Below are 12397 nucleotides of genomic sequence, written 5' to 3' on the forward strand. Positions count from 1 at the left end.
GGGAAGGTGAATCAATGAACGTACGTAATGAGGCAAAGAAATGGTATCTACAGCAACAGAAGTTAACTACTCAGGCAGCAATCCAACGCCAAAATTTTTTGAAAATACGAGTGGAAAACACGCAAGTACTCAACCTTGCGCCAGATCCAGAAACTGCGTTACTAGTTTTAGCGATGAAGTTAAATCCCTAAAAAGTCTATTACGTACGCACGAAAAGACGTTCCCTTACCATTACTTTACCACTTCTGGTGTAGAGACTCCTGTTGAAAGTGTGGAGATGAAAACCTTTCTTCAACTGGCTGAGTACGCTGAAGAACTTGGTATTCAAGCTGATTTGGAAGTCATTTTACAGGCTAACACCATTACTGACGTTTCATCATTCCTAAATGCTGCGCTGGTGGAAATCCATAAACGAATCATGGTGAAAATCGATGATGGTGTTCAGAAACAAACTGAATCCGCTTTGAAAGCTTTAAAAGCGTACGGATATTCCGATGTTGCCAACTTTGCTAAATTTCACGATGACCGCAAAACCAACGCAAAACTGGCTGCAACTCCCGACCTTTTGTTTTCTAATGAAAATGAGCTAGGAAGCAGTGATGGCTTATATCTAGCATTAGATTTCTCTAACGTTGATATCTCGCAGATCAATGGCAGTGACTCGATGTTAGGAATGTACTGTTATCAAGAGCTTGAGCAACTCAGTACAACAGCCTATTTCGTCACAGATAAAGACGCTATTTACTATAGTGCAGACTACTGTTTTATCATCGAGAGTGATGAAGACAACGAGCTTACCAACTTAACTACGACAGACGAGGTTTTAGATTTTGCGATTGGTAAAGACTTACATGATGAATTAGGTCTAGATGAAAATGATTTTCGTGACGCTTATTGGAGTACTGCAAGTGCAATCGCAACAGCCAATTTCAAGAAATCTGCCTCTGCAAACTATATTTCTACGATGCCAAAAGAGTATAAGCCTTTAGTCGACTGGTTCAGAGAACAGGCTGAAATACTCAATTTGGAAAAAATAGCAGATAACGAGGAACTATCCAAACATGCGAAATTCCTCTCTGCTGAAGGTCACTACGTTTCCTTAGAGTTTTACCTTCGCGACCCTGATTGTGTAGAAGTGGTACAAGCCTGTTTTAATGAATTTATGGAGCTTGCATCCTCGGTAACAAAAATCTGCATCTCAGAAATGTCCTTAGATGAAGTTATTGACACTGTCGTTAATATCGCTCTAGCTCGAAACGTGTTTGAAATTTTTGAATCATTTTCAGTAATTGGCAGAATTGAGGAAGTTTTTTACCTTGACCGTATAGAAGAACTAAATTGGAGTCAGTATTTAGGTCTTCCTGCTATTTTTGATTAACGCACCAAGATTGACTGACTCAGGCGATTGTTAGAATAAGAGCATCAAAGACAGATACTGAGGCAAGAAAATGATCGGATGCCAAGCAATTCAAATTAAAAATAATGATTCTAAACCAGTCACTATGAAACAAATATTCATAGTTGAGAGCATCAATTCCAATAAGTTTGTTACTCAGTACACTGAAACGAATGGCAAGCTATCAACAGGTTCAATCTTGAATGCTGAGCAATTCATTGACGCAGTTGCTCAATTAAAAAAAGAGAATAATGCGAGTGGGGCAAGCCGCTGCAAAGCCAATATTATAGACCCTCGCATCCTCGTTGATGACATTAAAAAGCTAGTTTGGACTTATACGCCAGAACCAGACCAAATTCTTTATTACAGCCACGGTTCACATGGTTTCGTGGGTAAAATTCATTGGCCGACATTCATTTTTAAAAGAATGGGTAGCCGTCTTTTTATTGGTGTCATTCAAAGCAAAAACAAACGTCCTACCGCAGATACTCGCGTCTACTACGCGCCTCTGCCAAATATTTCTAATATGGGTTCTATTTGTCTCGGTTCTGCGCGTCTACCAAAGAACAACGACATTGATGCTATAAGCAAAGCATACCTCGACAGCACCAAAACCCATTTTGGTCACACTGCTTTCTTTAGAAATAAGAAAGTGCCAAGTGCAGCTCAATATGCGAACTGGCTTAAAAGTAAAGAGAAAGAGCCTGTACGTGTGAGTGAACTAGCCGTCATGGGTACTGTTTCTGATTTTATTCTAAAAGCCATGTAGCGATAGGGGTATACATAATGTTCTATTTACCAAGTCATTTAATTAATCGTTCTGTAACAGTCGCTCTCATTGGTGCTGGTGGCACAGGTTCATTTCTAGCGGCTGAATTGGTGACTTTGAAACACGTAATGGAAATCTTTTCACCTGAATCCAGTTTAAATGTCACTGTTTTCGATGGGGGAGTGGTGACAGAAGCTAACTGTATCCGTCAAAATTTCTATAAAAGTCAAATTGGAATGAACAAAGCGGCAGCAACTGCGTGGACAACCAATAATCTACACGGTTGTAACTTCCAAGCGATAGAAAGAAATGCAACAGCAGACGAACTCTCCAATTTTGATCTGATTATTACGTGCGTTGACATTCCTTCAATCCGCTACCAAATTCATCAGAAAACAAAAAACAAATACCGAAATATCATATGGTTAGACACTGGCAACAACGATACTGCTGGTCAGATTATCTTAGGGGAACTGGCTAATGGAACTAATTCTGAAAAACTGCTTCCTACAGTTTGTGATCTGTATGACTTCTCGGAACAGTCAGACGAGCAGGGCAACAAGAAATCTTGTTCTGCAATGGAAAGTCTAAGCAAACAAAATCTAGGGGTGAATGCCACTTCAGCAAGACATGCAGCACAATTACTGACCAATCTATTTACAAAGGGGTATATTGAATATCACGGTACTTACTTCAATACTGAAGACTTAAGCTCTAACCCGATTAAAATTGATCCAGAGGTTTGGGCTGTTCATGGCTACAAGCCAACCGCAAAGGCTAAATAACGTAACATTTGTTGGAGTATTAGAAAGCGCAACTAATAATATTGAGTACCTTAATATTTTCAGATACCATGAAGATTCTATGACGTAATTAACGTCGAAAAGTAGCCGAAAGGCACTAGTAATCAAGGAGAAATATCATGGTATTCATGCCAAGCAAAGCAACCATTCTAGCAGATAACATAGTGCGACTACCTGACGTAGATTCCGGCCCAAGTCAGAACCTAATCAGAGTTCACAATTCCAATATGAAGCCATTTCGAAGACGTATGCCTGTCGTCATTCATAACATCGATAGTGGCAAATGGACGATTCGATACATTGTTGGAGGTAATTCCCTCAAAGGACTTACGAAAACAAGTGTTGGTCTAGATTACGATGCCTATGTTGAGCTAGGGATTGATCGAGCCAAAAAACCTTACAATCTGGTTGTAAAAAAAGCCAATATAGCACAGGTCAATATTTGGCTAATGAGGTCACCAGATGCAATAGCGAAATACGGTGCCATATGGGGTGTTGTTGGCACAGTTCTTGGGCTTGTTAGCTTCTTCGTTTAATTGTTTATCACACATATTCTGATTTGTAATAAAAGGAAATGACGATGTTGGATAGAACAAGTTACGAAACTGTTAGAATTTATGCTTATCAAGCGCAAAGTGCTCAAATAAAACCCATACCAAGATTTATACGTAAAGCTTTTGCCAGAACCCTAATCCACCGAGCGTGGTTACAAGGTTATACCGGTTCATTTCTTACATCAGTAACGGAAAGAACATGTAAATACAATGCGTATACTCAACCTTAACTGTAAGTTGTACGTAAAACACAAAAAAGCCAGCGTATAATGCTGGCTTTTTTCGTTATATTTCCAGATGACTAGCGGTAACGGTGTCCGTGATCATGATCAGAGTCGTGACTATTGTGATAACAGCTTTCATCTCTAACAGACCTAATCTTAGTATAACTGCGAACAACTCTTGTTGAGCAAGTATTGGTAGATGTATTCCAATAGTAGGCATAAGTTGTATAAGTTGTACGTGTATCGCTTGTGTGGTTACTAGTACAACCTCCACCCGCAGATTGGGTTCTAGTAAAACTACCTCTAGCAACGCACATAGCCGCCGCATTATTTTTTTTACTTATTAGTGTCTGATTGGTTACACAGTTCGGAGAATCCCAAGAATAAGTCACTCTATAGGTATAATCGTAATACCCCGAAGTCCTGGTGTAGTTATAAGAAGGCTTTGACAAACAAACCTGCATGAGTGCATCTAAATTGTTTACGTTCAGCTTAATAGCAGCTATGCGGGCTTTATTGTCGTCAATCTGATTTTCAGTATCACTAGTATCGTTCACTTGCGTTAGTGTACCGTTACTTATTGAAGACGATGTTATCCCAATTGTTTCCACGTCACCCACGCGATTGATCTTTTGTGCTCCGATTGCATTAAATGCCACAACGATAAGAAGAAGTGGAATTACACGTTTTGATTTCATTATCAGAATCCTGTCTTGAGATTACTGCAAAGCAGCAACTTTGTGTTCAAGTGACGTAATATCAGTAGTATTTGTATCTGCATTGCTCTTAATGGTGTTCAATTTCGCTTTGTTTGCGTTCAATGTCGCAGCTGTAGAGGTCGCAGAAATTGATATAGCGTTCACCCCAGAATCAATTTTTGTATAAGCAGTCACACTAACACCGGTTAACTCACCTTTGGAATCCTTAGTATCTTCTTGGGCATTAGCGTTTGTTAATGCAAAAATATTTAACAATAACATGACTTTGAGAATAGACCGTTTAGACGTATGTGGTAGCATATTGAAATCGCCTTATCTGTTTACAAGTGATATGCAGTAATTATACAACACTTCCCACATAATTAAATATTGTTTATAATTCAACCTCTACAACCCTCACCATTGGGGGAGTTTTCGAAAGAATTTTAAACAAGGAGCATTTATGAAAACAAAACACGTTTTGGCTGGTTTACTAGCACTATCTTCAGCACCACTTTACGCTGTGGAGAACGGTACTGCTGTAACTGAATCCCAATACGATGCAATGAATTACTTTGTAAACATTGTGACGGATAAGGGTTCTTGCGGTGGGCAGTTAATCGCAGGTCAGTGGATCTTAACGGCTCGCCACTGTACTTCATCTTGGGATGCAGACGGAAGTGGCGATAAAAGTGATGATTTAGCTACCGACGGTGACACCATAACAATTAAAGTTTACCAAGGGGTAGGCGGTTATGTGGGTTATTACGACGGTAATTCCCGACTTGTTTATGACGGAGACGGACAAATTTACACTATGGGCGGACAAACAGAGGCCCTGAGTGTGATTGAAACTCTTTGGAACAACTCTGGTATTGAAGCTGCACTTTCATCCATCTTTTTAGAAGGTAATATGTCAGATGGCTCACTCGTTGAAACTGCGTACACATATGACAATGTAGACGTAAATTTCAGTGATATTGATGATTCTGATTTGGCGTTAATCAAGCTTGATGATGCTATAGCGTATAAAACAACCTTGAAACTGGGTTTAATCTCAGATTTTGAGCAACTTTTTTCCGTTTTTCCTTCTTCAATGGCTGGCATCGTAGATTGGACTAATACTCAAACCATGAACACTGATCAAACGTTCACTTATTACGGTTGGGGTAAAACAGCGAATAATACGACACCTTCAGAAATGCGCTACGGAACTCAGACAGTAAAAATGCTTCCAATGGATGTATCTTGTACTTACTGGGTATCTTTCAAAATTGTAAATGAAAGTGATGGTACGTATACAACTGACGATTCAAATAAGTATGACTGTACTCAAGATGCATACAATACGTTTACATCTAATAGTACGTTTCATTCATACTTTCCTGAACTTTCTGTAGATATTAACACCTACATGGAAGCGGAAGGGGATGATGCACTATCTGGCGATAGTGGTACTGCTTTGATGATTGATAATACAATGTACGGAGTAACCAGCTCTACAGCATTCGGATTATCAAGCAACTATCAAAGTCTTGAATCTCAAATGTCATTTATTCTCGGAAAGATCGATGGGCTGAATGTGCCTACTAAAATGGAGTTCTTAAATAGCGACAACGTAACATCGTTCGATATTGAAGTTCAAAATTTAAGTGCATCTTCTCAAGCCTTGGATATCGCAACTACTGAAACTGGTGTAATACTGGATACAAGTGACTGCGACGCATATTCATTCTTGGAGAGCCTAGCGTCATGTACAATAAGCGTAACACTTGATAGTGAGTTCGATGCTTCAGAATTTACGATTCAGGTTAATGGCTCAACAAATACTGTAGTTAGCTTTGTCGATTCATACACTGGCGACCTTTACAAAGGGGCTAGTGACGGTTCAGATGATGTCACCAGTATCGATGGTAATGATGATTCAAGTTCTGACAGCAGCACCTCCGGTAGCGGTGGCGGTGGCGGTGGTGGTTCTACAGGGCCATTAGCGTTAATCGGATTGCTAGGAGCATTGATTCTACGTCGTAAAGAGCAGAAAAAGTGTTTGTAATAATTACGGTTATTACAAATAACGGGTGAAAACCAAACCTTATACAATAAAAGACCTCGTGAGCAATCAGAGGTCTTTTATCTTTTAGTACGTTAATAACTGGCATTACTACAAAGAATGTTTATTCGCGCCACTCAACATGGTTTGGCCAAGAATTTATAATACTTGCCTGACTAAATTCTTAAGACCGTCTAAGAGAACCGATAGACATCCCATTCGGGTTCACACACACAAACGGATAGGCATATCTTCCGATACGATTGATAAGATTATCTAAAGCAGTTGGCTTTTTGATTAGAGTAAAATCAGAAGACCAACACATTCCGGCAACTGCAGCGAAACCAATAGATTTTTCATTAACGATCAAACGTTCAAATAAATTTGAATCCTGGTCAACTAAAAGAATCAAGCCTCCTTCAGCAACATAGTCTTGGATGTATTTAGCGAATCTTTTATCGACATCATCTGAAGACGTGCCCAAAAGCCCGCCCTCCAGTTGAATACTAAGCTCATCAATTACTAAAAGAGTTTGAGCACTCGGTTCTGGGAGGGTTCTTAACTTAAAATTAGTTCTGCGTTCATTGTCGATTAAAGTAATTTTCCCCGGGTAAACATGCGATAGCCGAGCTAATTCGTTAAGAGCCATGTCATCAGGATGCTTAATTTGTTTTTCCAAAAAGTAACTGAAACCAAATCCGTCTAAATAATCTATGCTGAACCCCTGCTTTAAAGCTTCCTCCATAATCGATGAGGCTAAAATAGATTTGCCAGTCCCTGCTCTTCCATAAATTAACCCCACCCCACGCTGCCCTGTTAAAGACAACTCAGGCCTTACGAAATCTGCCAATTCGGGTTCAGGATCATCGGGTAATAAACTATGAAGAGAAATCGTAATGCTCTGAGATTGAGCCAATTCATGAGCTTTCAATAACTCAACAGCCTTATCCCAAGGCAGGCTAATCCCGTTAATTACAGCACACTCGTTAAGAGCTTCCGTTTTAGATATGTTCCGTTGTTTTTTTAGGGCGGTTGCATCTTGCTTAACACGCGAAACTGAACGACCGCTAGGGAATCTAAGGTGAGAAGTATTCATTATGCCTTTCCTTTAAAACAGATACCGGAGCCGACTACACGAGTACCTGCTATGAAAAAACATAGTTACTCAGAAGAATTGTATACAGATGACTATCGTAGGGGTCTTCGCCAAGGTCGGCTAAACGAGCATTCTGCAGGTGCTCTGTCAATATAGTAACTGGGTATACGAATGGACTTCAAGATGATAATCAAAAATGTTCACTATCCTCATGTACAACATTGCCTAAATTAAGAAAGATATAAAATCGAATTCCTCAACGTAATTAATGGAATTTGCAATGTTAGAAACATGTTCGAAACCAGTTTTAATTATCGGGTGCAGTGATTCAAAAGTGAGTTTTCCAGCAAAAGCTTCAAATCTTTATCAAGGCCCAATCTACAAAACCTTGCGTTCGAACTTAGGGGATAATTTTTTTGAATATTTCGAGGTATTCATACTTAGTGGTGGGCATGGTTTAATCTCTGGGGATACAATTCTAGTACCATACGACAAACCTATGTACAAACTAATAAAGAGGAATGAAAGCGCGATAAATCAATACTGTGAAAAACACTCAAGCACTACCATTTCCTTGCTTAAGGCCATTCCAAACAAAGCTGAACGTGAAGTTTTTTGCTTCCTGACCAACAACTACATGGGAGTTTTTAAGAAGCTATTACACGGGACTAAATTTGACTCATTCTGGACTAGCTTTAAAAGCCATTATATTTGCGAAGGTCATGAAGGTATCGGTGAACTACTGGGGAGATTGAAAAAACTCTGTATCTCAGTAAAGAGCCCTGCCCAATCCTTACCTACTGTTTTTAGGTCTGGGATATCTAACAGAACAGAAACCGCGTACATTTCTGCTGGTTGCTGTGGTGGCTCGTCGTTAGCACATACAAACTTAAATAAGAACCGAGACTTACTAGCGGAACTTTTAGATTCCTTAAAATTTGGGGCGCTTTTCCTTGATAATGGTTTAATCAGTAAATTAACCAGTAACACTAAGATGGATTCAAACTGGGTATTTACGCAATACGAAAAGATAGTTGAAAAACTTCCTCGTAAGCTTGCTAAAAATCTATATATCGTTATTCCTGATAGTGTTGATGACCCTGCTGAAGCTGAACGTATAGTGGTTCAGCATAAAAAACAAATTATAAAATTATCAAGGAAAGCTAATCTAATCCTGCCTATACATCGATCGGAAGATATTCGTAAAAACACGAGAGTATTACTTAAACACCTTAAGTATGCCGAACTGGTATTAGGCGTCCCATGTCTAACAAAACCAGGGCTTGACCTTGCTTTATCAACTAGAGATATCGATGCATTGTTCAGTATGAATAAACCTAATGGAGAACCATGTTTTCGGCGTGTGCATTTTCTAGGAATGAGTGAAGTTAGCACTAAGAACAAATTAAACCCTCGCCTTCTACTTGCAAAACTCCATTCAGTTCAGGTAACAATGGATACAAATAGAACTCCAGCAATATTTGGTTATAACAAAAAAGGGTTGAGAAAAGGATCAAAAATGGCTGAGGTTATTTCTCTTGAATTTTTAAAACCGCAAGTTTCTAAAAACGAGAAATATTCAAACCACTCCTTCCATACGGAGTTCATCAAACCCGATAGTGAACCATTTGTTACTCAAAGTTTTTATGACCTCATAGAGGAAAATGTGTTTGCTTGGTGGGATATATACAACAAAATCATGGACAACCACCCTACCCTACAGTTTCACTCAATGTTTAGTGAAGATGAGGAAGAAGAAGCTAAGTATATGGCATGGCAAATATCATCACAGGCATGCATTGACCACCTCATTTTTGAAGAGTTAAAAGAAAGAAATTGGGCGGAATTCCGATTTTTAATAAGTGACTCCATTGAAGAATTAAGCCCATTTGAAAAGCGGTACAGAGCGATTCAAGCTCTATTTGACCAACCCAATAGGCAGCCATATCAGATGACAATGAAGTTGACTTAACAAATCTGGCCTTAAAAACCTACAGATGGAAGGTTTTGTCACAGTTTTATAGGTTGGAAAATTAAGCCGAAAAAACCTAGCTAAGTTAAAAAACCTCCTTTAAGGAGAAAAAGCGCCTTTAAGGAGAAAAAGTGCCTTTGAGGAGAAAAATCACTTCAATTCTAATTTTTTTCATTTATAGTGGGTACATCAATAGAAACAGGATGCATTATTTATGGAACTCTCCGCAATCGACAACATTGGTACTGGTGCAACGAAAGTTCTCAAAAACTTTCATAAATTGAAGCAAATCGTAAAAGACGAACTTACACCAATCACATACAGTCAGTCTGAACTATATAAATTATTGAAGTATACTGACCGCCCTATTGCTGCAAATACCTTAGCCAAAGAAATGATTACAATGGCAGAACAAGGGTATGAGTTTAAGCGCACACATGCCAATAGCTACATCTTGAATAGAGATGATTGCATAGCAGTTGCAGATTTCATTGGTGTAAAAAAATACCGAGCAGAAACTGATGGTAAAGCATACATAGTTCAAATTCAGAACCTCAAGGGTGGTGTTGGTAAATCAATGGGTACTAATATGCTAGCGACAGCATTAGTGCATATGCCACGCTATTTGCTTAAGGATATTCGTGTTCTCATCGTTGACCTCGATCCTCAATCAACATCAACACAACATAACGCGCCTGAAAATGCGATAAACGAAGGGACTTATACTTCAATCGCCCTTATGTGTGATGACGCGGACAAAGCCGAAATTGACCAACACGGGATCATAAAGAACGTTGCTCATAATATTGACATTATCCCTTGTAGTACTGGTGATGGCTTTTATGCTGATGATTTAGACTTGCCAGAAACACGCGGAAATTACAAATATCAAGAGCTCCTATTAAAGCGCATCATTGAAAAGTACGAGACTGATTACGACTTCATTCTACTTGATGCAGGCCCGCACATGGACAAAGTTATGAAGAACTGCTTATGGGCGGTAAATGGTGTGTATATCCCAGTTCCAACAACCTTTTATGACTTTGATTCAACGCTAAACTTTTTGTCCCGCCTTCCAATTGTAATGAAGCAGTTAGTGGAAGATGGGATGGATTTAAGTAAGCTTGATTTCGTCAAGCCTTACATTTCTAAATCCAGTAATTCTGAAAACCAGCAAGATAAAGAAGTATATGAGAATGCTTCAATCGATTTGGCAGAAATCTTTGGTCACGAAAATACGATTAAAAATGACCTACCCGAAGAAGACGTTTATGAACGTTGTGCAGAAAACGGAGGGACAGTATTTACTATCAAGCCCAAAGACTACCCAGGTTCCTCTGCACCTTTTAAACGAGCTAAATCAGCTGCCGAAAAATGGGCTAACGAACTAATTACTGGAATGATGACACACCACAAAAAGCGAGGTAGTAACTAATGGATCAAAACGACATTGACCTCTATAAACAATTAAAAGCTCTGAGCGATGCAGGAAGATTACCTGCAACTCAAAAGCTAAAATTTGCAAGATTAAGAAATCAAATTGAAGAATCAAGCTTTCCCCTTGAGGAAAAAACTGAAACAGAAGCGATTAAGCGTCAGTTTTCAGGCGAGAAAAAAACCTATAAGTTAGTTACAGGTCGTGAAGTAGCAGCATTTCGTACCTTTGTAGAAGCAAAGGATGTCGAAGAAAAAGTACTAGTACACCCTGACAACCCACGAGAACAAGAAACACTGACAAGAGATAATCTGTGGGACATTCTGCCTTTCGTAGAAGAGTATGGAGTTCAAAATGAAGGTCTTGCGTGCTTAGGCCCTGACAAATTAACTTTCCTTGCTATAGATTGTTCTCGCAGAAGAATGTCAGCAATTTATGCACAAGCAGGTTTACCACTCTGGGTTATTGAGGATACAAATCTTACTAAAGAAGAAGTTTTAGGTCTAATTAAAGTTCAAGAAGCAATTAGGAAACCTTCTCGTCGTGAGATGGGAAAAAAATATGTCGCGGCGTATATAGAGCTTGGAACTTACGAAGCTGTTTTCGATAAATTCAAGATACCCGAGAAGAAAAGGAAGACCGAAGAACGTAAATTAGTTGCCGCCCTAATAGACCCGGCACTTATTAATTTGTTCATTGACCCTCATGGTATTCCAAACGATTACTATACAAAACTTGCTTCAATAGAAAAGAAAATCAAGGCGAAAGCCAAACAAGACGGTAATGACGTAGAAAATGCAATTAGTGAGTTCTGCAGCATAATTCAGAGTTCGCAAGTTGCACAAGAGCAGAGCATCGATAGTGAAGACATAGAAAATTCACATCAATCTACGTTTAACTTGATCAAGTATACAGCTGAAAATAAACAACCTAATGCACCAACTTGGAGTGAGCCTTCATATCAATACCAAGCATCCCGTACTAAGTTTATACGTACTAGTGAGCACAAATCGGGACGCAAATTTAGAGCTGAATTCTCATACCTTACTAAGTCACAAACAGAGACCGTAAAGCAGTTCCTAAGTGTCATTGAGGACGAAGAGAAGCTGAAAAAAATACAACAAGTACTCGAATCCTAATCTTAAATTCCTATTTAAAGCCTCCTTAAGGGGGCTTTTTTATTAACAGTTAGTCCCCTACTCTACCCTAATCTTTTTCAGGCACATGAAATCAGTCACAAATAGGGATGCTTTATATACCAATGGGCACAGAGTGTTTTAAAGAAAAAAGACATAGTTGTCGTTCACAACGATTCCCCATTTCCCCTTACTTGTCCCAAAACTGTCGCAAGCATTGATACTATATATACCAAGGGATTGAAGGGGGAATTTGGCAAAAAG

12 protein-coding genes are annotated in these 12397 nt (G+C 39.1%); 9 read left to right on the forward strand and 3 right to left on the reverse strand.

The window, feature by feature from the left end; all coding sequences use genetic code 11:
- Nucleotides 1-14 precede the first annotated feature (14 nt).
- The 5 genes from HUO09_RS17850 to HUO09_RS17870 all read left to right on the forward strand — a co-directional run bounded on the left by HUO09_RS17850 (nucleotide 15) and on the right by HUO09_RS17870 (nucleotide 3504).
- A complete protein-coding gene (locus tag HUO09_RS17850) occupies nucleotides 15-191 on the forward strand; it encodes a hypothetical protein (protein WP_188234875.1) in 177 nt (58 codons plus the stop codon).
- Between the two features lie 86 nt (nucleotides 192-277).
- Nucleotides 278-1378, forward strand: a complete 1101-nt coding sequence (locus tag HUO09_RS17855) for a hypothetical protein (protein WP_188234876.1) — start codon at nucleotides 278-280, stop codon at nucleotides 1376-1378.
- Between the two features lie 124 nt (nucleotides 1379-1502).
- On the forward strand, nucleotides 1503-2165 hold the full coding sequence (locus HUO09_RS17860) for a hypothetical protein (RefSeq protein ID WP_188234877.1): 663 nt from the start codon (nucleotides 1503-1505) through the stop codon (nucleotides 2163-2165).
- A gap of 17 nt (nucleotides 2166-2182) precedes the next feature.
- Entirely contained in the window at nucleotides 2183-2950 is a 768-nt protein-coding gene (locus tag HUO09_RS17865) for a PRTRC system ThiF family protein (protein ID WP_188234878.1), read from the forward strand.
- A gap of 137 nt (nucleotides 2951-3087) precedes the next feature.
- Nucleotides 3088-3504: a hypothetical protein gene (locus tag HUO09_RS17870; RefSeq protein ID WP_188234879.1), complete on the forward strand. Its 417-nt coding sequence runs from the start codon at nucleotides 3088-3090 to the stop codon at nucleotides 3502-3504.
- 319 nt (nucleotides 3505-3823) lie between these two features.
- Here the strand turns inward: HUO09_RS17870 and HUO09_RS17875 are convergent, their stop codons facing one another.
- Together HUO09_RS17875 and HUO09_RS17880 are read right to left on the reverse strand one after the other, a co-directional pair.
- Complete coding sequence (locus tag HUO09_RS17875) at nucleotides 3824-4444, reverse strand: hypothetical protein (RefSeq protein WP_188234880.1); 621 nt, start codon at nucleotides 4442-4444, stop codon at nucleotides 3824-3826.
- 21 nt (nucleotides 4445-4465) lie between these two features.
- Nucleotides 4466-4765, reverse strand: coding sequence for a hypothetical protein (locus HUO09_RS17880; RefSeq protein ID WP_188234881.1), 300 nt, complete (start codon nucleotides 4763-4765; stop codon nucleotides 4466-4468).
- Nucleotides 4766-4907: 142 nt separating this feature from the next.
- Between HUO09_RS17880 and HUO09_RS17885 the strand changes: the two genes are divergently transcribed.
- On the forward strand, nucleotides 4908-6497 hold the full coding sequence (locus HUO09_RS17885; RefSeq protein ID WP_188234882.1) for a trypsin-like serine protease: 1590 nt from the start codon (nucleotides 4908-4910) through the stop codon (nucleotides 6495-6497).
- A gap of 181 nt (nucleotides 6498-6678) precedes the next feature.
- On the opposite strand, the gene HUO09_RS17890 is transcribed toward HUO09_RS17885, so the two are convergent.
- Nucleotides 6679-7590, reverse strand: coding sequence for a hypothetical protein (locus tag HUO09_RS17890; RefSeq protein ID WP_188234883.1), 912 nt, complete (start codon nucleotides 7588-7590; stop codon nucleotides 6679-6681).
- Nucleotides 7591-7870: 280 nt separating this feature from the next.
- Between HUO09_RS17890 and HUO09_RS17895 the strand changes: the two genes are divergently transcribed.
- From HUO09_RS17895 to HUO09_RS17905, 3 genes are all read left to right on the forward strand, one after another.
- Entirely contained in the window at nucleotides 7871-9562 is a 1692-nt protein-coding gene (locus tag HUO09_RS17895) for a DUF6884 domain-containing protein (protein WP_188234884.1), read from the forward strand.
- Nucleotides 9563-9776: 214 nt separating this feature from the next.
- Nucleotides 9777-10997, forward strand: a complete 1221-nt coding sequence (locus tag HUO09_RS17900) for a ParA family protein (RefSeq protein WP_188234885.1) — start codon at nucleotides 9777-9779, stop codon at nucleotides 10995-10997.
- Complete coding sequence (locus tag HUO09_RS17905) at nucleotides 10997-12136, forward strand: hypothetical protein (RefSeq protein ID WP_188234886.1); 1140 nt, start codon at nucleotides 10997-10999, stop codon at nucleotides 12134-12136. The genes HUO09_RS17900 and HUO09_RS17905 overlap by 1 nt, the downstream gene beginning before the upstream one ends.
- Nucleotides 12137-12397 lie beyond the last annotated feature (261 nt).

The sequence above is a fragment of the Vibrio sp. Y2-5 genome (assembly GCF_014596725.1).
In the GTDB taxonomy this organism is placed as follows: domain Bacteria; phylum Pseudomonadota; class Gammaproteobacteria; order Enterobacterales; family Vibrionaceae; genus Vibrio.